This window comes from Pseudomonas sp. TUM25319 (assembly GCF_056388475.1).
Genome location: NZ_CM150751.1, coordinates 5,057,155 through 5,076,780, shown reverse-complemented (window position 1 = coordinate 5,076,780; position 19,626 = coordinate 5,057,155). Strand labels below are relative to the sequence as shown.

Genomic DNA, 19,626 nt, shown 5'->3' with positions numbered 1-19,626 from the left:
GTGACGCTTTTCGGTCTTGTGGTCACTTTGTGTTTTATGGGCCTTTGCCATGTTCGTGCCGCTTGAGCGTCTGATCAATCTTGAAGAGGGCTACCGCAAGACCTTTCGGGTGAACGGTCAGGCGCTGTTGCTGCTGGTTGTGGATAACCGTCCGGTGTTGATCGAAGACCGTTGTCCGCACCAGGGCGCGCCCCTCGGGGCCGCTACGCTGGAAGGTGACGTGTTGCGCTGTCCACGGCATGGTCTGGCGTTCAGCCTGTCTTCGGGCCGCTCGTTGCAACCGGGCTGCGCGGGGCTGAACCTGTTCAGGCTGGCCTATGAAGGTGACCGTATTGGCATCGACGTGTAGCCTCAGTGGTGCTAAAGCCGCATTGCCAGGCTTCGTCTGATCCTTGATCGTGTGAGTTGCGACATCCATTTCTTGGCTACTGACAGGAGTTTCCCATGCATTACGTAACGCCCGATTTGTGCGACGCCTACCCTGAGCTGGTGCAGGTGCTGGAGCCGATGTTCAGCAACTTCGGCGGTCGCGATTCGTTCGGCGGCGAGATCGTCACCATCAAGTGCTTCGAAGACAACTCGCTGGTCAAGGAGCAGGTCGACCTCGATGGCAAGGGCAAGGTCCTGGTGGTGGATGGCGGTGGCTCGCTGCGCCGCGCGCTGCTGGGCGACATGCTCGCCGAGAAGGCCGCGAAGAATGGCTGGGAAGGCCTGGTGATCTACGGCTGCGTGCGTGACGTGGATGTCCTGGCACAGACCGATGTCGGCGTCCAGGCCCTGGCCAGCCACCCGATGAAGACCGACAAGCGTGGCATCGGCGACCTCAACGTCGCGGTGACCTTCGCCGGCGTGACCTTCCGCCCGGGCGAGTACATCTACGCTGACAACAATGGCGTGATCATTTCCCCCAGCCCGCTGAAGATGCCCGAGTAAGTTTCGTAGACAGGTCGATGGAGTCAGGATGTTCGAGGAAGAAAACGCGCAGTGGGGGCTGGTTCATGCCCTGGTGCTCGATGGCAGGGGCGGTGCGCGTTCCATCGCACGGACGGAACTGGACGACCTGGTCCTGCAGCCGGAGGAAAGCCTCTGGCTGCACTGGGACCGCGGCCATCCGCAGACCCAGACCTGGCTGCGCCAGGACAGCGGGCTGAGCCAGTTCTCCTGCGACCTGTTGCTCGAAGAAAACACCCGGCCGCGGCTGTTGCCGCTGCCGGATGCGCAGATGCTGCTGTTTCTGCGCGGTATCAACCTCAATCCCGGTGCCGAGCCTGAAGACATGGTCTCGGTGCGCATCTTTGCCCAGGCCGAGCGGGTCATCTCCCTGCGACTGCGGCCGCTTCGCGCCACCGATGAACTGCTGCAGCAACTCGACGAAGGGCGCGGACCCAAGACCGCTTCCGAATTGCTGCTCACCCTCGCCCAGTTGCTCACCGACAAGATCCAGGCGGTGGTGTCCGACCTCTCCGAGCTGGTGGACAACGAAGAGGAAAAACTCGAGGCCGACGAACGCTACACCCCCGAACACGGCGATCTGCAGCAGATGCGCCGGCGTGCGGCGGGGCTGCGGCGGTTTCTTGCGCCGCAGCGGGAAATCTACGCGCAACTGGCGCGAAACAAGTGGCCCTGGTTCGTCGAGGACGACGCCGACTACTGGAACGAGCTCAACAACAGCCTGATCCGCTACCTCGAAGAGCTGGAGCTGACCCGCGAGCGGGTGGCGCTGGTGCTGGAAAGCGAGGATCGCCGGCTCAACGAGCGGATGAACCGGACCATGTACCGTTTCGGCATCATCACCTGCATCTTCCTGCCGATGAGCTTCCTGACCGGGCTGCTGGGGATCAACGTTGGCGGCATTCCCGGCTCCGAAAGCCCCTACGGGTTCCTGTACGCCAGCCTGCTGGTGCTGGCGCTGGCCCTCGGGCAATGGTGGCTGTTCCGCCGCCTGCGTTGGGTCTGAACGCCATGTCCTATACCGCTGGTGGGAGCCAGCTTCATCCGAGGCCGGAAAATGTTCATGTGACCGATGGCACGGGCGTCTCGTCTTTGACTGACACTGCGCGAGGTGCCCATGCACGATCCGTTTGAACAATCCCTGCGAGACATGCTGAAAGCGTCGCCATCCGGCCAGGACCGCGATGATGACGCTTGCCTCGGGCGTGTCCTGAAAACCGCCAACCGCCAGGTCGGCGCCGGCGACCTGTTCAGCCTGCTTGGCCGTTGGAGCCAGGCGCTGATGATCGCCATCAACAATGGCTCGGCGCACGTTGCGCCGGTTCGCCGCACCGCTTCCGTCCGTAAAGCTGATAAGGCCGATTGAATATGGAACTTGATCTCTGGACCCAGAGCCTGGTCACCGCGATGACCGCGTTGTGGACCAAAGTCGCGAATTTCATCCCCAACCTGTTTGTCGCGCTGATACTCGTACTGCTCGGCTTCGTGGTCGCCAAGCTGCTCGACACCCTGTTGTCGAAGCTGCTGGCCAAGCTCGGCCTCGACCGGCTGATGGCCGGTACCGGGCTGACCAAGATGCTCGGCCGTGTCGGCATCCATGTGCCGATCTCCACCCTGGTGGGCAAGATCGTCTACTGGTTCATCCTGCTGGTGTTCCTCGTCTCGGCCGCCGAGGCGCTGGGGCTGGAGCGTGTGTCCTCGACCCTGGACATGCTGGCGCTGTACCTGCCCAAGGTGTTCGGCGCGGCTCTGGTGCTGCTGGCGGGCGTGCTGCTGGCCCAGGTCGCCAATGGCCTGACCCGCGGCGCCGCCGAAGGCATCGGCCTGGAATATGCCGCTGGCGTCGGGCGTATCGTCCAGGGCCTGGTGATCATCATCAGTATTTCGGTGGCCATCAGCCAGCTCGAGGTCAAGACCGACCTGCTCAACCATGTGATCGTCATCGGATTGATTACCGTTGGTCTGGCCGTTGCGCTGGCCATGGGCCTGGGCAGCCGCGAGATCGCCGGCCAGATTCTCGCCGGGATCTATGTGCGTGAACTCTATCAGGTGGGCCAGCAGGTGCAGATTGGCGAGGTCGAAGGCCAGATCGAAGAGATCGGCACGGTGAAGACAGTGGTGCTGACCGATGACGGCGAACTGGTTTCGCTGTCCAACCGCGCGCTGCTGGAACAGCGAGTCACTAGCCGCTGACCGGGCAAATCCTGCTAATGTATGCCGCCGCAAAATCTGCCCCCAGGGGCAGGCGGCGTCGAATACCTGACTGTCGGCCTGATTTGTTTTGAATAAAGTCTCCCCGCTGCCCATGCGTTACGACCCCCGCGAGCTCACCGATGAGGAGCTGGTGGCGCGTTCGCATGAGGAGCTATTTCATGTTACCCGCGCCTATGAAGAGCTCATGCGGCGCTATCAGCGCACCCTTTTTAACGTTTGCTCACGATATCTGGGGAACGATAGGGACGCCGATGATGTCTGTCAGGAGGTGATGCTGAAGGTGCTCTACGGCTTGAAGAACTTCGAGGGCAAATCGAAGTTCAAGACCTGGCTCTACAGCATTACCTATAACGAATGCATAACCCAGTATCGCAAGGAACGGCGTAAGCGTCGGTTGATGGATGCCCTGAGCCTCGACCCGGTCGAAGAAGCCTCGGAAGAGAAATCTCCGAAGCCGGAGGAGAAGGGCGGGCTGGATAGATGGCTGGTTCATGTGAACCCCATCGACCGTGAAATTCTGGTGCTACGATTTGTCGCGGAGCTGGAATTTCAGGAGATCGCCGACATCATGCATATGGGCTTGAGCGCGACGAAAATGCGTTACAAGCGTGCGCTGGACAAGCTGAGAGAAAAATTTTCCGGTCAGATTGAAACTTAGTCTGTCGGAAAATTCTCTGACGAACTGGCGAGTTCTGCTAAACTTGCCGTCGAGTTGTCCCCCGGAATTTGTGGGACTGCTTAACAATCACCAGATGGGGATTTAACGGATGAAATTGAAAAACACCTTGGGCTTGGCCATTGGTTCTCTTGTTGCCGCTACCTCCTTCGGCGCTCTGGCACAAGGCCAAGGCGCAGTTGAGGTTGAAGGCTTCTACAAGAAGGAATACTTCGACAGTCAGCGCGACTTCAAAAACGACGGCAACCTGTTCGGTGGCTCGATTGGTTACTTCCTGACCGACGACGTCGAACTGCGTCTGGGCTACGACGAAGTTCACAACGCCCGTGGCGAAGACGGCAAGAACATCAAGGGCTCTAACACCGCCCTGGACGCTCTGTACCACTTCAACAACCCAGGCGACATGCTGCGTCCGTACGTATCCGCTGGTTTCTCCGACCAGAGCATCGGCCAGACCGGCCGTGGCGGTCGTAACGGCTCCACCTTCGCCAACCTGGGCGCTGGTGCCAAGCTGTACTTCACCGACAACTTCTACGCCCGTGCTGGCGTTGAAGCTCAGTACAACATCGACCAGGGCGACACCGAGTGGGCTCCTAGCGTCGGTATCGGCCTGAACTTCGGCGGTGGCGGCAAGGCTGCTCCTGCTCCAGCACCGGCTCCGGTTGCTGAAGTCTGCTCCGACAGCGACAACGACGGCGTGTGCGACAACGTCGACAAGTGCCCTGACACCCCAGCCAACGTTACCGTTGACGCTGATGGCTGCCCGGCTGTTGCCGAAGTCGTTCGCGTTGAGCTGGACGTCAAGTTCGACTTCGACAAGTCGGTCGTCAAGCCAAACAGCTACGGCGACATCAAGAACCTGGCTGACTTCATGAAGCAGTACCCATCGACCAGCACCACTGTTGAAGGTCACACTGACTCCGTCGGTACTGACGCTTACAACCAGAAGCTGTCCGAGCGTCGCGCTGCTGCCGTGAAACAGGTTCTGACCCAGCAGTACGGTGTTGAATCGAGCCGCGTTCAGTCCGTCGGCTACGGTGAGTCCCGTCCGGTTGCTGACAACGCCACCGAAGCTGGTCGCGCTGTCAACCGTCGCGTTGAAGCTCAAGTAGAGGCTCAAGCCAAGTAATTGGTCTGACGCTACTGAAAAACCCGGCCTCGGCCGGGTTTTTCTTTGCCTGCGATTTGTGCCTCAGCCGGCTTCGCGCTGCAGCCCGAGGCTGGCGACAGCGCCGCCGGCAACCTCGCCGATCACCAGGATGGCCGGGCTTTTCAGCTCGAACGCAGCGGCATCCAGGTCCATGTGCCGAAGCACGCTGCGGCACTCGCGCTGTTGTGGCAGCGAGGCGTTTTCGATCATCGCCACCGGCGTCCCGGGCGCCATGCCGCCGTCCAGCAATCCTTGCTGGATCTCCTTCAGACGGGCGACGCCCATGTACACCACCAGCGTCATGCCGCTTTGCGCCAGGCCCTGCCAGTTCAGGCTGCTGTCGTCCTGGGTGTGGGCGGTGACCAGCGTCACGCCACGGCTGACGCCGCGCAGGGTCAGCGGAACGCCGCAGCGTGTGGCACCGGCCAGGCCGGCGGTGATGCCGTTGACCAACTCCACCTCGACGCCACGGGCCTGCAGCCATTCGGCTTCTTCGCCGCCGCGGCCGAAGATGCACGGATCGCCGCCTTTGAGGCGGACCACGCAGCGGCCCTGGCGGGCGTGGCGCAGCATCAGGCGCTGGATGAAGGCTTGCGGCGTCGATCGACAGCCACCGCGTTTGCCAACCCGGATCACCCGGGCGTGCGGGCAGTGTTCGAGGATGGCCGGGTTGACCAGGTCGTCGAGCATGACCACCTCGGCCTCGCCCAGTGCCCGTACCGCTTTCAGGGTCAGCAGCTCCGGATCGCCGGGGCCTGCGCCTACCAGCCAGACTTTCGCGCTCATGATGGTTTCCTCGTCAGGTCAGGCGCCGTCAGCCTTTTAGCAGGCCGATCAGCAGAATCAGGTTGAGTAGCAACGACAGCAGGGCCAGCCCGCGCCAGACCTTCAGCGGCTCGCGCTCCAGCAACGGGCGCGGACGCAGGGCCTGGGGCTGGTGTTCGCCCTGTTCCAGCAGCAACAGCCATTGCTCGGCTGTTTCGAAGCGTTGCCGGGGATCGGCGCTCACGGCCTGGGCTAGGTTGCGCTCCAGCCATTCCGGCAGGTCCGGGCGCAGTCGCGCCGCGCTGGCGGGCGTGCCGAAGCGCGGGTGCTGGAAGGCTTCGATCTCGCCGTAGGGGTAGTGCCCGGTGAGCAGATAGAACAGGGTCACGCCGACGGCGTAGAGGTCCTGCTGCACCGCCGGTCCCTGGCCCTGGAAGGCTTCCGGGGCAATGAACGACGGGGTGCCGGGCAGGTCGTGGGCGCTGTCCTCGGAAAGTCCGGGGCAGTACGCCAGGCCGAAGTCCAGCAGGCGCACCTGGCCGTCGGTGCCCAGGTGAAGGTTGTCCGGCTTGATGTCGCGGTGCAGGATGTTGCGCCGGTGCAGCATGCCCACCGCCCGCAGGGTCTGCCGGGCGATGTCCAGCCATTGCGGCAGGCTCAGCGGGCCGTGTTGCTCGAACAGCTGCGCCAGGGGCTGGCCCGGATACTCACGCATCAGGTAATAGAGGTGCTGGCGCTGGCTGCCGGGATGCACCTCGGGAAAGCAGCGCCCGGCGACCCGGCGCAGAAACCATTCTTCCAGCAGCAGGCCCTGCTGCGCCGCCGTGTCCTGCTCGCGGCTGGCCGGCAATGTCTTGAGCAGCCACGGCTGTTGCTGGCGGTCGAGCACCCGGTACAGCAGCGACTGCCGGCTCTGGCCGAGCACGGACTCTACCTGCCAGCCTTCGAAGGCCTGACCGCTGCGCAGTGCCGGGGGCAAGGGCCATTGCTGCAATTGCGCCAGGGTATCGCCGAGGCTGGTCGCGCCCAGTTGCTCGATGCGTACCAGCACGGCGCTGGCGTTGTCCTGGCTGCCGGCCAGATGGGCCATGCGCACCAGGGTGCCTGCGGCTTCTTCCAGGTCCGGGGTCTCGCGCAGCACGCCCGCGATCTGGCGTTCGTCGAGTGCGCTCCAGATACCGTCGCTGAGCAGGACGAAGCTGTCGTTCGGCTGCAGCTCGCCCTCCAGGTAGTCCACCAGCAGGTGCTCGTCCAGGCCGAGGGCGCGCTTGAGCACATGCTGCATGCCGGGCTGGTCCCAGACGTGGTCCTGGGTCAGGCGGTGCAATTGCCCGTCGCTCCAGCGATAGGCCCGGCAGTCACCGACATGGGCCAGGGTGAAGCGCTGGCCCCGCAGCACCAGGGCGCTGAGGGTGGTGAGCAGGGGCTGGCCGCCGCCGTTGGCCCGCAGCCAGCGGTTCTGTGCCAGCAGCAGGCGGTCCAGGGCCTGGGCCACGCCCCAGGTGGGCGGCGTGGCGTAATAGTCGAGCGCCAGGGCCTGCAGGCTGGCCCGGGCCGCGAGGCCGCCGTCGGCGCACTGGCTGACGCCGTCGGCGAGGGCGAGCAGATAACCCTTGCTGGCGGCCAGTTCTGCCGCGGGGGTGACCAGGCGCGTGGCGTCCTGGTTTTCCTCCCGCGGACCGCTGGCGCTGGCTTGGGCGAGGCTCAGTTGCAGGGCCATGGCGTCGCCTCAGACCCGCGCCGCAGTGACGGCTGCCGAGCCCCAGGTGGTGCGCCAGCGACGCTTGACACCGTGCAGGCCGAACCAGGCCAGCACGCCGAGGCTGGCGAACAGCCACAGCCCGAGCTGGTAGTCGCCAGTGTGCTGCTTGATGGTGCCCAGGCCCGCGGCCAGCAGGAAGCCGCCGATGCCGCCGGCCATGCCGATCAGCCCGGTCATCACGCCGATTTCCTGGCGAAAGCGTTGCGGTACCAGTTGGAACACCGCGCCATTGCCGGCACCCAGACCGAGCATGGCGGCCACGAACAGCGCCAGTGCCGCCACCGAGCTGGGCAGGTTGAAGCCCACCGCGGCGATGCAGATGGCCGCCACGCTGTACATTCCCAGCAGGGTGCGGATGCCGCCGAAGCGGTCGGCCAGGGCGCCGCCCAGCGGGCGCATCAGGCTGCCGGCGAAGACGCAGGCGGCGGTGTAGTAGCCGGCCTTGACCGGGTCCAGGCCGTACTGGTCGTTGAAGTAGCCGGGCAGGGCGCTGGCCAGGCCGATGAAGCCGCCGAAGGTGACGCTGTAGAAGAACATGAACCACCAGCTGTCGCGGTCGCCCAGCGCCTTGAGGTAGTCGGCCATGGCCTTGGGTTTTGGCCGCTCCGGCGCGTTGCGGGCGAGCAGGGCGAACAGGACGATGGTCAGCACCAGCGGCAGCACCGCGAAGCCGAACACGTTGTTCCAGCCGAAGCTCGCGGCCAGTACCGGTGCCAGCAGGGCGGCGAACACGGTGCCCGAGTTGCCGGCTCCGGCGATGCCCATGGCCTTGCCCTGGTGCTGCGGCGGGTACCACTGTGAGGCCAGTGGCAGCGATACGGCGAAGGACGCGCCGGCCACGCCGAGGAACGCGCCGAGCAGCAGCGCTTGCTCATAGCTGTTGACCCCCAGCTTCCAGGCGCAGAACAGGGCGACGATCACGATCACCTGGCCGATCAGGCCGGCGGTCTTCGGCGACAAGCGATCCACCAGGATGCCCATGACAAAGCGCAGCACCGCACCGGCGAGGATCGGCGTGGCCACCATCAGGCCGCGCTGCTGCGCGGTGAGTTGCAGGTCGGTGGCGATCTGCACCGCCAGCGGGCCGAGCAGGTACCAGACCATGAAGCTCAGGTCGAAATACAGGAAAGCGGCAAACAGGGTCGGGACATGCCCGGATTTCCAGAAGCTCGTATTCATGGGACACCTCACGGGGGCTGAAACAAAAAAACGCCGCTTCCCGGCTCGCATGGGGGCGAGGGGGAGAGCGACGTCTTTGTCGTATGTTCGGGGGCAACCGCCGTTGGCTACCGGGATGAATCAAAGCAAGAGGTGGGCCAGATTGGGTCGGTGGGAGCGAATCGCAAGTGATCCGGCGCCCGAGCAACACCTCAGCCCGATATCTACACCCTCCGCAAGTGGGAGCGGCTTCAGCCGCGATTGGCCGCATGGCGGCCATAAAACCTGTATTCCCGGTATTCCAGAAACATCGCGGACTCAGGTTCTACGACGGCAGCGCCGCCGATCGCGGCTGAAGCCGCTCCTGCAAGGATTGCAGGTGGCTTTCAGCTCAGCCCAGCAGGTCGTGCATGGCAATGATCTGCTCCGCCACCTGGATCAGTTTCTGCTGCTTGCTCATGGCCTGCCGGCGCATGAGGGTGTAGGCCTGTTCCTCGTCGCAGTCCTTCATTTTCATCAGCAACCCCTTGGCCAGCTCGATGCGCTTGCGCTCCGCCAGTTGCTGGTCGCGGGCCTGGAGCTGGGCCTTGAGCGCCTGGTCACTTTCGAAGCGGGCCATGGCCACGTCGAGAATCGGCTGCAGCCGTCGGGCATGAATGCCTTCGACGATGTAGGCACTGACGCCGGCCTGGATCGCCTGGCGCATCACGCCGGGGTCGTGTTCGTCGGTGAACATGACGATCGGTCGTGGCAGATCGCGGCTGACCAGTACCACCTGGTCCATCACGTCGCGGCCCGGTGACTCGGTATCGATCAGAATCACATCCGGACGCACCGTTTCGACGCGCGCAGGCAGGTCGATGGTCAGGCCGGAGGCTTCGATCACTTCGAAGCCCGCTTCCACCAGGGCCGCCTTGAGCCGGCCGACTTTCTTTTCGGTGTCGTCGATCAACAGAATTCGCAGCATGCGCGCAGCCCTCTCAGCGACCGGTCCGCGCCACTGGCTGGTCGGCCAGGGCGTGCAGGCGGAATCCGTGGGCATAGCCCTGTGGATCGGAGCCGTCCCAGACCGTTCCGTCGATCAACTGGCTGCTGCGCATCGACGCCTCTGGGCACGCGACGCCGACGCTGGCGGCGGCATCGCGGTAGAGGCTGAGCTGTTGCACCTGGCTGGCGACGCCGAGGTAATCCGGGTCTTCGCGCAGCAGGCCCCAACGGCGGAACTGGGTCATGAACCACATGCCGTCGGACAGATAAGGGAAGTTCGCCAGCCCGTTGTTATGCAGGCTCAGGCCGTGGGCGTCGTGCCACTGGTTGCCGAGGCCGTCCTGGTAGTCACCCAGCATCCGCGGCTGGATGTTCTCCACGGGCGTGTCCAGGTAGTTGCCGGCGCTGATCAGGTGCGCAGCGGCCTGGCGGTTCTCCGGGCTTTCCTCGATGAAGCGGCTCGCCGCCAGCACCGAGGCCACCAGCGCTCGTGCGGTGTTGGGATACTGCTCGACGAAGGCACGGGTGGTGCCCAGGACCTTTTCCGGATGGTCCGGCCAGATCGACTGGCTGCTCGCCAGCGTGAAGCCCATGCCTTGGTTCACCGCGTCGGCCGACCAGGGTTCGCCGACACAGAAGCCGTCGATCCGTCCGGCACGCAGGTGGGCCAGCATCTGCGCCGGCGGCACCACGACGCTGTCGACGTCTCGCAGGGGATGAATGCCCTGGCTCGCGAGCCAGTAATACAGCCACATGGCGTGGGTGCCTGTGGGAAAGGTCTGGGCGAAGGTGAGTTTTGACCGGCTTTGGTGCACGCGGCGTTCCAGTGCCTCAGGATTGGTCACGCCTTTGCTCTGCAGCGCCGGCGACAGGTTGATCGCCTGACCGTTGTGGTTCAGCCCCATCAGCACCGCCATCGGTGTGGCGCCGACGCCACCGATGCCCAGATGAACCGCGTAGGCCAGCCCGTACAGGCAATGGGCAGCATCCAGTTCGCCGCTGAGCAGGCCGTCGCGCAGGCCGGCCCAGGAACTCTGGCGTTTCAGGTTCAGGGTCAGGCCGTGGGGCTGGGCAAAGCCCTGGGTCGCGGCCACCACCAGCGAGGCGCAGTCGCTCAGGGCCATGAAGCCGATGTTGAGGCTGGTTTTTTCCGGCGCATCGCTGCCGTGAACCCAGGCCAGGGGAGAGGAGGGAAGGTCAGTCATTGCAGGAGGTCGCCAAGGCAGATGAAGCGGTGGCCCGCGCCGGTTTGCGCAGCGGGCCCTGTGGTCGGGTCCAAGCAACGCATATGCCAAGGCCCTGTCGCGCAACCCCCGGGCTGGCTATAATCGCCGCCTCTCCAAATCTTGAGCCAAGCCCGCCCATGTATAACCTGGCCCGCCAGCTGTTGTTCAAACTGTCCCCGGAAACTTCCCACGACCTGTCGCTGGACCTGATCGGTGCCGGCGGCCGCCTGGGCCTCAACGGGCTGTTGACCAAGGCCCCGGCGCGCTTGCCGGTGACAGTCATGGGCCTGGAGTTCCCCAACCCGGTCGGGCTGGCGGCGGGCCTGGACAAGAACGGCGCGGCCATCGACGGCTTCGGCCAGCTGGGCTTCGGTTTCGTCGAGATCGGCACCGTGACCCCGCGTCCGCAGCCGGGCAACCCCAAGCCGCGGATTTTCCGCCTGCCGGAAGCCACGGCCATCATCAACCGCATGGGCTTCAACAACCTCGGTGTGGACAACCTGCTCAACCGCGTGCGGGCGTCCAGCTACCAGGGCGTGCTCGGCATCAACATCGGCAAGAACTTCGACACCCCGGTCGAGCGCGCCGTGGACGATTACCTGATCTGCCTGAACAAGGTCTACGACCAGGCCAGCTACATCACCGTCAACGTCAGTTCGCCCAATACTCCGGGCCTGCGCAGCCTGCAGTTCGGCGACTCGCTCAAGCAGTTGCTGGACGCCCTGGCCGCCCGCCGCGAAGAACTGGCCCAGGCCCACGGCAAGCGTGTGCCGCTGGCGATCAAGATCGCCCCGGACATGACCGACGAGGAAACCGCACTGGTGGCCTCGGCCCTGCTGGAGTCGGGAATGGATGCGGTGATCGCCACCAACACCACCCTCAGCCGTGAAGGCGTCGAAGGCCTGAACCACGCTGACGAGGCGGGCGGTCTGTCGGGCGCGCCGGTGCGGGAGAAGAGCACCCACACGGTCAAGGTGCTGGCGCAGGAGCTGGGGGGCAAGATGCCGATCATCGCCGCAGGCGGTATCACCGAAGGTCGTCACGCTGCCGAGAAGATTGCGGCGGGTGCCAGCCTGGTGCAGATCTACTCCGGCTTCATCTACAAGGGCCCGGCGCTGATCCGCGAGTCGGTGGACGCCATCGCCGCCATGCCGGCGCGCTGAAGGGCGGCAGAACGAGGCGCATAAAAAAGGGCCCCGCTAAGGGGGCCCCTGGGCCGCAGCCCGCCGCCCGGATAGGGCGCGCATGTTAACTCGGTTCAGCTCCTCGTTCAGCCAACGGCGTGAAGTTCGTTGAGTCTATGGATACCTGCGGTGCCGGTCATGCCATCCCAGTTGTCGCCTCGTCCCTCACGCCAGCCATTGATCCATGCCTGGCGTACGGACGGTAAGGTAAAGGGGCAAAGCTCGCGGGATTTGCCGGTGACCCCGTATTGGTAGCCACGTGAAAATGCTCTTTCCAACGGATCACGCTTAAGTCTTCTCATAGGGTACTGCCCTCATTTGTTGACTGTAATGTCCCGTCGACCCGGTGTGGGTCGGGCAGATTCTTTCTGCCGGTTATGCGCTCGCTGCCGGCGTCGCGAGCGGAAGTGTTGTCCCGTTGCGGTGACAACCTGAGTTGAGTTCTACCCATTGAAGCGAGGCCTGTGAACAAACGAATTGTCATAAGCACGTAACCTTTCCATGGGTGAGGGGATAAGTAAAAAATTGATTCAAGGCCGGGACGGGATTAAAGCCAGCTATGATCAGCACTTGCCTGACCTGTGAATCAAAACGCCACTGTTGAGAATGATTTCCGACACCTGTCGATAAAACGACGAAGGGTCACGGATGTGGCGTTTTGCCATAGAATTTTTCGATCTGCCCGACGATCAAAGCCTTTTTGCCATTGCGGCCGAAGGATTCGTCGGGTGGCCCGGCACGTTCGTCGTGCCACTCGGGTGCTTGCCGAAGGCACCCGATCAAACTTCGAAGGGCGATGCGCTCGCACCTTCACTGATGCTCAAGGCTGAATCACTCATGTCGGACCGTTTCGAACTCTACCTCACCTGTCCCAAGGGCCTCGAAGGCCTGCTCGCCGATGAAGCACGCGGCCTCGGGCTCGAGGATGTGCGCGAGCACACCTCGGCGCTGCGCGGCTCGGCCGACATGGAAACCGCCTACCGCCTGTGCCTCTGGTCACGCCTGGCCAACCGTGTGCTGCTGGTGCTCAAGCGCTTCAACATGAAGAACGCCGATGACCTGTACGACGGCGTGCACGACGTCGACTGGCAGGAGCACCTCGACGCTGCCGGCACCCTGGCGGTGGAATTCAGCGGCCATGGCTCGGGCATCGACAACACCCATTTCGGCGCCCTGAAGGTGAAGGACGCCATCGTCGACAAACTGCGCAACGCCCAGGGCGAGCGGCCGTCCATCGACAAGCTCAATCCCGACCTGCGGGTGCACCTGCGCCTGGAGCGCGGTGAGGCCATCCTGTCCCTCGACCTCTCCGGCCACAGCCTGCACCAGCGCGGCTACCGCCTGCAGCAGGGCGCCGCGCCACTGAAGGAAAACCTTGCCGCCGCCGTGCTGATCCGTGCCGGCTGGCCGCGTATCGCTGCCGAAGGCGGGGCGCTGGCCGACCCGATGTGCGGCGTCGGTACCTTCCTGGTGGAAGCGGCGATGATCGCCGCCGACATCGCGCCAAACCTCAAGCGCGAGCGCTGGGGCTTCACCTCCTGGCTCGGCCATGTGCCGGCGCTGTGGCGCAAGGTCCACGACGAAGCCAAGGCCCGTGCCGAAGCCGGCCTTGCAAAGCCGCCGCTGTGGATCCGTGGCTACGAAGCCGATCCGCGGCTGATCCAGCCGGGCCGCAACAACGTCGAGCGCGCCGGCCTGAGCGACTGGGTGAAAATCTATCAGGGCGAAGTTGGCACCTTCGAGCCGCGTCCGGACCAGAACCAGAAAGGCCTGGTGATCAGCAACCCGCCCTACGGCGAGCGTCTCGGCGACGAAGCCAGCCTGTTGTACCTCTATCAGAACCTCGGCGAGCGCCTGCGCCAGGCCTGTCTCGGCTGGGAGGCCGCGGTATTCACCGGCGCCCCGGACCTTGGCAAGCGCATGGGCATCCGCAGCCACAAGCAATACGCCTTCTGGAACGGTGCGCTGCCGTGCAAGCTGCTGCTGATCAAGGTCCAGCCCGACCAGTTCGTCACCGGTGAGCGTCGTTCCGCCGAACGCAACCAGGAAGACGAGCGTCCGCCGCAGGCGCCGGCCAGCGAGCCGGCGCGCCTGAGCGAAGGCGGGCAGATGTTCGCCAACCGCCTGCAGAAGAACCTCAAGCAACTGGGCAAGTGGGCGCGCCGCGAGCACATCACCTGCTACCGCGTGTACGACGCCGACATGCCGGAATACTCGCTGGCCGTCGACCTGTACCAGGGCTGGGTGCATGTGCAGGAATACGCCGCGCCGCGCTCGGTCGATCCGGAAAAGGCCCAGGCCCGCCTGTTCGATGCCCTGGCCGCGATTCCGCAGACCCTTGGCGTCGACCAGAGCAAGGTCATCCTCAAGCGCCGCGAGCGCCAGACCGGCACCCGCCAGTACGAGCGGCAGAACAGCCAGGGCCAGTTCATGGAAGTGAGCGAGGGTGGCGTCAAGCTGCTGGTCAACCTCACCGACTACCTCGACACCGGCCTGTTCCTCGACCACCGGCCGATGCGCATGCGCATTCAGCGCGAGGCGGCCGGCAAGCGTTTCCTCAACCTCTTCTGCTACACCGCCACGGCCAGCGTGCACGCGGCCAAGGGCGGGGCGCGCAGTACCACCAGCGTCGACCTGTCGAAAACCTACCTCGACTGGGCGCGGCGCAACCTGTCGCTGAACGGTTTCTCGGACAAGAACCGCCTGGAACAGGGCGATGTGATGGCCTGGCTGCAGGGCGACCGCGAGCAGTACGACCTGATCTTCATCGACCCGCCGACCTTCTCCAACTCCAAGCGCATGGAAGGGGTGTTCGACGTGCAGCGCGATCATGTCGAATTGCTCGACCTGGCGGTGGCACGCCTGGCGCCGGGTGGCGTGCTGTACTTCTCCAACAACTTCCGCAAGTTCCAGCTCGACGAGCGCTTGCAGGAGCGCTACGCCATCGAGGAAATCAGCGAGCGCACCCTCGATCCGGACTTCGCCCGCAACAGCAAGATCCACCGGGCCTGGCGCATTCAGGCGCGGTGAAGTAAATGGCGCATTCCGGGCTTTCGAGAGCGTGGCTACTGGCTATTATTGAAGAGAGCCCTGAGTGCCGTGCCGGGCCGACGTTGTGAGTCCTGACTATGTCGATCCCAAGCCTGCCCCAGAAGATGCTCGGTTTCATCAGCGAAGAGGTGTCCGCCTGGCTGGTCGCCTTCGTCGCGCTGGTGGTCGGCGGGTTGCTGACCGCTTTGCTGGCGCTGGCGGCCAACGCGTTGTACCAGCAACAACAGGCCCAGCGCTTCGAACTGCTTGCCAATGAGCGCTACAGTCGCATCGAGGAGCGCCTGCAGGACCAGACCCAGCGTCTGGACAGCCTGCGGCGCTTTTTCGTGTATGCCCAGGAAATCACCCGCGACGAGTTCGACGGTTACGTGCGGCCGCTGCTGCACCGCTCCCAGGCGTACTCGTGGGCGCCACGGGTCACCCAGGCCGAGCGTGCCGACTTCGAGCAGCGCACGCGGACACTGCTGGGCCGCGACTTCAGCATCCGCGAGCTGGGCGAGGGCGGTATCCTGCAGCCTTCGCGGCAGCGTCCGACCTACTATCCGGTGCTGTTCAGCCAGACCCTGAACCAGTTGCCGCCGCCGCTGGGCTTCGACCTGCTGTCGCAAGCGGTGCGCCGTGACGCGCTGGAGCGGGCAATGACGCCGGGCTCGCTGGCGGTGTCGGCACCCTTCGATCTGCTGGGGGTGGACCCCGCCTACGCCCGCGGCATGTTGATGGTGGCGCCGGTGTTCGCCGCGCAGCAGCCCGATAGCGAGCCCAAAGGCTTCGTGATGACCGTGCTGAGCATGCGCCAGTTGATGGCCGACGGCTTGCCCAGCGCCGAGGAAGACAATCTGGCGGTGCGCATCACCGACCTGTCTGCGCAGAGTCAGGCCGAGGTGCTGTTCCAGTCCGGCAATGTGCCTGGCGAATCGCCGCTGGTGATCCACAAGACGCTGCATCTGGCCGACCATGCCTTCCAGCTCGATATGTATCCCAGCCAGACCTTCCTGCGCGGCGACCGCTCTTCGGCGACGGCGGTGGCGTTTCTCGGCCTGTTGCTCAGCCTGTTGCTCAGTGCGTTGCTGTTCAGCCTGTTCAGTCAGCGCCAGCGTGCCCTGACCCTGGTCGAGCAGCGCACCGCGGAGCTGCGCATCAGCGAGGAAAGCCTGCGCGATACCCACAACCAGTTGCGCAGCGTGCTGGAGGCCGCCACCCAGGTCGCCATCATTGCCACCGACCTGCACGGGGTTATCAGCACCTTCAATGCCGGAGCCGAGCGCATGCTCGGCTACAGCAGTGAGGACGCGGTGGGCAAGCTGACCCTGGAGCAATTGCTGCTGCCCCGCGAAGTGCAGGAGCGCGCCCGGCTGATGAGCCTGCGCTTCGGTCGCGAGATCAGCAGCAGCCAGGCGGTGCTGGTGGACAGTGTGCCGAATGTCGACGAAGAACCCAGCGAGTGGACCCTGCAGCGCAAGGACGGCAGCCATCTGTCGGCGAACATGCTGGTGACCGCGGTGCTCGACGAGTACGGGTTGTGGGTCGGCCATCTGGCGATCTGCATCGACATCACCGAGCGCAAGCGCGTCCATGAAGCGCTGGAGGCCCGCGACCGGCTGCTGGAAAAGCTCACCGCCCAGGTGCCGGGTGGCATCTATCAGTTCCGCCTCGATCCGGATGGCCGTTCCTGCTTCAGCTATTCCAGTGAAGGCCTGCGGGACATCTACGAGGTGGACCTGGCCCTGCTGCGCCAGGACGCCACCACGGTGTTCGAGCGCATCCATCCGGACGACCTGGCCCGTGTGCGGTTTTCCATTCGCGAGTCCGCCGAGCAGCTTACGCCGTGGCGCGAAGAGTACCGGGTGCAATTGCCCAAGGCCGGGCTGCGCTGGGTGCGTGGCGAGGCGACGCCCGAACCGCTGGCCGACGGTGGCACCCTGTGGCACGGCTACCTGACGGACATCTCCGATCTGAAGCGGGTCGAGGAAGAGCTGCGGGCGCTGTCGGTCACCGACTCCCTGACCGGCATCCACAACCGCCGCTATTTCCAGGAGCGGCTGAAAGTCGAACTGGAACGGGCGCAGCGCGACGGTCAGGCGCTGGCTGTGATCATGCTGGATATCGATCACTTCAAGCAGATCAACGACCGCTTCGGCCACGCCATGGGCGACCATGTGCTGCAGAGCATCTGCCAGCGCATCAGCCATCGCCTGCGACGCACCGATGTGTTCTGCCGCCTGGGCGGTGAGGAGTTCATGGTGCTGTGCCCGGGCAGCAACGCCGAACAGGCGCATTCGCTGGCGCTGGAGCTGTGGCAGGGTGTGCGCAGTGTGCCGGTGGACGGCGTGGGACGGGTTACCGCCAGTTTCGGCGTGGCTGGCTGGCGCCCCGGAGAGGGCGCCGATGCCTTGTTGCTGCGCGCCGACTCAGGTGTCTACCTGGCCAAGCAGGGCGGGCGGGATCGGGTCGAAGCCGAGCAGCTCTGACCCGCTCCGGTCAGTTGGTGCTGGCCAGCTTCGGCTGCTTGTACAGATCCAGCAGCACCTGGTCGAGCACCGCCGAGGCGCCCCACGGCCGTGGATCGTTGAGGATCGCGGCGACTGCCCAGGTGGTGCCGTTGCTGTCGCGGCTGAAGCCGGCGATGGCGCGGACGGTGTTCAGGGTGCCGGTCTTGATGTGGGCTTCGCCGGCCATGGCGGTGCGCTTGAGGCGCTTGCGCATGGTGCCGTCCATGCCGGTCAGCGGCATCGAACTGATGAACTCGGCGGCGTAGGGGCTCTTCCACGCGGCTTGCAGCAGGGCCGCCATTTCCCGCGCGCTGACCCGCTCGGCACGGGACAGGCCGGAGCCGTTTTCCATGACCAGGTGCGAGGCGGTGATGCCTTTCTTCGCCAGCCACTGGCGTACCACGCGTTGTGCGGCACGGGCATCGTCGCCATCGGCGTCGGTGCGGTAGCGCGCGCCGAGGCTGAGGAACAACTGCTGGGCCATAGTGTTGTTACTGTACTTGTTGATGTCGCGGATGATCTCGACCAGATCCGGCGAGAAGGCCCGGGCCAGCAGGCGTGCGCTCTTCGGCACTTCCTCGACGCGGTCGCGGCCCTGGATGGTGCCGCCCAGCTCGTTCCAGATCGCCCGCACTGCACCGGCGGCGTAGGTCGGGTGGTCGAGCAGCGACAGGTAGGTCTGCGAGTTGCAGCCTTCGCCCAGTTGGCCGCTGACCGTCACGCTGACGCCGTCGGCCTGGACCACTGGGTTGTAGCGCACTTCACCGGTGCATTGCTTGCCCGACACGGCCTTGACCTGGTTGTCGATGCGGATGCTGGCGATCGGTGGCTCTACCGAGACCAGCACCCGGCCGCCGTCGTTGCGCGCCACGAAGCGCAGGGCCTTGAGGTTGACCAGCAGCGAATCGGGCTTGACCAGGAATGGCTTGTTCTCGTCGCCGCCGTCGTCGTTGAACTGCGGCAGTTGCGGCTGCACGAAGTGGCTGCGGTCCAGCACCAGATCGCCGGTGATGGTCTGGACGCCGTTGGCGCGCAGGTCGCGCATCAGCAGCCAGAGTTTTTCCATGTTCAGCTTGGGATCGCCGCCGCCCTTGAGGTACAGGTTGCCGTTGAGCACGCCGTTGCTCAGCGGGCCGTCGCTGTAGAACTCGGTTTTCCACTGGTAGGTCGGGCCGAGCATTTCCAGGGCCGCGTAGGTGGTCACCAGCTTCATGGTCGAGGCCGGGTTGACGGAAACGTCAGCATTGAAAATGGTCGGGGTGCCCGGGCCGTTGAGCGGCAGCATCACCAGCGAAAGGGCGGAGTCCTGCAGTTTGTTGGCCTTGAGGGCGGCCTGGACCTTGGGCGGCAGCGAGGTATTGGCGGGTTCGGCATGAGCCGGCAGCGCGAAAGGCAGAAGCAGGCCGGCGAACAACAGCGAGCGAAGGGATGGAGTCATAAGCACTGAAACCCTGCAGGCGAGGGGTGAAAAGAACGGGGCTGAACAGGATGATGGCCCCGGCTTGAAAAATGATAGCGCGCATTATGCCCCAAGCCTGTGCCGGCGTGCGCCGTGAATACGCGTCCGTGTGGCGGTTTATCGGCTTTTCCCGGGCAGGCTGCCGGCGAAACTGCTAAAGTGCCGCGCGTTATTACTCAAGAGGATTGTTTCATGGCTACCAACCGTTCCCGCCGTCTGCGCAAAAAGCTCTGTGTAGACGAATTCCAGGAACTGGGTTTCGAGCTGAACCTGGATTTCAAGGAAGACCTCAGCGATGAAGCCATCGACGCCTTCCTCGACGCATTCCTGGCAGACGCCATGGATGCCAACGGCCTGGACTATGTCGGCGGCGAAGACTTCGGTCTGGTCTGCTCGGCCAAGCGTGGCTCGGTCACCGAAGAGCAGCGCGCTACTGTTGAAGCCTGGCTCAAGGGCCGCAGCGAACTGACCAAGATCGAAGTCAGCCCGCTGCTGGATGCCTGGTACCCGGAAAACCCGGTCAACAAGGCCTGATGCAACGAAAACGGCAGCCC

Annotated in this window: 18 protein-coding genes; 11 read left to right on the top strand and 7 right to left on the bottom strand. The window is 64.5% G+C overall.

The features are described from left to right. Positions 1–49: 49 nt before the first annotated feature. The 7 genes from AC05QJ_RS23110 (at position 50) to AC05QJ_RS23080 (ending at position 4,970) form a co-directional block, all read left to right on the top strand. Complete coding sequence (locus AC05QJ_RS23110) at positions 50–349, top strand: Rieske (2Fe-2S) protein (RefSeq protein ID WP_476743582.1); 300 nt, start codon at positions 50–52, stop codon at positions 347–349. 95 nt (positions 350–444) lie between these two features. After that, the gene (gene rraA / locus AC05QJ_RS23105) at positions 445–933 is read left to right on the top strand and encodes a ribonuclease E activity regulator RraA (protein WP_476743581.1); all 489 of its coding nucleotides are present in this window, start codon (positions 445–447) and stop codon (positions 931–933) included. 28 nt (positions 934–961) lie between these two features. After that, positions 962–1,957, top strand: coding sequence for a zinc transporter ZntB (locus tag AC05QJ_RS23100; protein WP_476743580.1), 996 nt, complete (start codon positions 962–964; stop codon positions 1,955–1,957). Positions 1,958–2,068: 111 nt separating this feature from the next. Beyond that, positions 2,069–2,317 (top strand): CrfX protein, encoded by a 249-nt coding sequence (locus tag AC05QJ_RS23095; protein ID WP_476743579.1) that lies wholly within the window; start codon positions 2,069–2,071, stop codon positions 2,315–2,317. A 2-nt stretch (positions 2,318–2,319) separates the two neighbouring features. Beyond that, positions 2,320–3,144: a mechanosensitive ion channel family protein gene (locus AC05QJ_RS23090; protein ID WP_476743578.1), complete on the top strand. Its 825-nt coding sequence runs from the start codon at positions 2,320–2,322 to the stop codon at positions 3,142–3,144. A gap of 112 nt (positions 3,145–3,256) precedes the next feature. Continuing rightward, positions 3,257–3,823 carry an RNA polymerase sigma factor SigX gene (sigX, locus tag AC05QJ_RS23085; protein WP_476743577.1) on the top strand — a complete coding sequence of 189 codons (567 nt, stop codon included), beginning with the start codon at positions 3,257–3,259 and terminating at the stop codon, positions 3,821–3,823. 109 nt (positions 3,824–3,932) lie between these two features. After that, positions 3,933–4,970, top strand: coding sequence for an OmpA family protein (locus AC05QJ_RS23080; protein ID WP_476743576.1), 1,038 nt, complete (start codon positions 3,933–3,935; stop codon positions 4,968–4,970). Between the two features lie 63 nt (positions 4,971–5,033). On the opposite strand, the gene cobA is transcribed toward AC05QJ_RS23080, so the two are convergent. From cobA to AC05QJ_RS23055, 5 genes are all read right to left on the bottom strand, one after another. Then, positions 5,034–5,777, bottom strand: coding sequence for a uroporphyrinogen-III C-methyltransferase (gene cobA, locus AC05QJ_RS23075; RefSeq protein WP_476743575.1), 744 nt, complete (start codon positions 5,775–5,777; stop codon positions 5,034–5,036). A gap of 28 nt (positions 5,778–5,805) precedes the next feature. Continuing rightward, positions 5,806–7,476, bottom strand: a complete 1,671-nt coding sequence (locus tag AC05QJ_RS23070; RefSeq protein WP_476743574.1) for a bifunctional protein-serine/threonine kinase/phosphatase — start codon at positions 7,474–7,476, stop codon at positions 5,806–5,808. 9 nt (positions 7,477–7,485) lie between these two features. Next, a complete protein-coding gene (locus AC05QJ_RS23065; protein WP_476743573.1) occupies positions 7,486–8,697 on the bottom strand; it encodes a nitrate/nitrite transporter in 1,212 nt (403 codons plus the stop codon). A gap of 370 nt (positions 8,698–9,067) precedes the next feature. After that, positions 9,068–9,643 carry an ANTAR domain-containing response regulator gene (locus AC05QJ_RS23060; protein WP_476743572.1) on the bottom strand — a complete coding sequence of 192 codons (576 nt, stop codon included), beginning with the start codon at positions 9,641–9,643 and terminating at the stop codon, positions 9,068–9,070. 13 nt (positions 9,644–9,656) lie between these two features. Then, positions 9,657–10,868, bottom strand: a complete 1,212-nt coding sequence (locus AC05QJ_RS23055) for a CmpA/NrtA family ABC transporter substrate-binding protein (RefSeq protein ID WP_476743571.1) — start codon at positions 10,866–10,868, stop codon at positions 9,657–9,659. 158 nt (positions 10,869–11,026) lie between these two features. On the opposite strand from AC05QJ_RS23055, the gene AC05QJ_RS23050 reads away from it, so the two are divergent. Continuing rightward, the gene (locus AC05QJ_RS23050; protein WP_476743570.1) at positions 11,027–12,052 is read left to right on the top strand and encodes a quinone-dependent dihydroorotate dehydrogenase; all 1,026 of its coding nucleotides are present in this window, start codon (positions 11,027–11,029) and stop codon (positions 12,050–12,052) included. 107 nt (positions 12,053–12,159) lie between these two features. On the opposite strand, the gene rmf is transcribed toward AC05QJ_RS23050, so the two are convergent. After that, complete coding sequence (gene rmf, locus AC05QJ_RS23045) at positions 12,160–12,375, bottom strand: ribosome modulation factor (protein WP_010223328.1); 216 nt, start codon at positions 12,373–12,375, stop codon at positions 12,160–12,162. Between the two features lie 535 nt (positions 12,376–12,910). On the opposite strand from rmf, the gene rlmKL reads away from it, so the two are divergent. After that, positions 12,911–15,103: a bifunctional 23S rRNA (guanine(2069)-N(7))-methyltransferase RlmK/23S rRNA (guanine(2445)-N(2))-methyltransferase RlmL gene (rlmKL, locus tag AC05QJ_RS23040; RefSeq protein WP_476743569.1), complete on the top strand. Its 2,193-nt coding sequence runs from the start codon at positions 12,911–12,913 to the stop codon at positions 15,101–15,103. Positions 15,104–15,201: 98 nt separating this feature from the next. Further along, positions 15,202–17,592: a sensor domain-containing diguanylate cyclase gene (locus tag AC05QJ_RS23035; protein ID WP_476743568.1), complete on the top strand. Its 2,391-nt coding sequence runs from the start codon at positions 15,202–15,204 to the stop codon at positions 17,590–17,592. Between the two features lie 10 nt (positions 17,593–17,602). On the opposite strand, the gene dacB is transcribed toward AC05QJ_RS23035, so the two are convergent. Continuing rightward, positions 17,603–19,051: a D-alanyl-D-alanine carboxypeptidase/D-alanyl-D-alanine endopeptidase gene (dacB, locus tag AC05QJ_RS23030; protein WP_476743567.1), complete on the bottom strand. Its 1,449-nt coding sequence runs from the start codon at positions 19,049–19,051 to the stop codon at positions 17,603–17,605. A gap of 213 nt (positions 19,052–19,264) precedes the next feature. Here dacB and AC05QJ_RS23025 point away from each other — a divergent pair, with 213 nt between their 5' ends. Next, positions 19,265–19,606 (top strand): YggL family protein, encoded by a 342-nt coding sequence (locus AC05QJ_RS23025; RefSeq protein ID WP_476743566.1) that lies wholly within the window; start codon positions 19,265–19,267, stop codon positions 19,604–19,606. Positions 19,607–19,626: the final 20 nt, after the last annotated feature.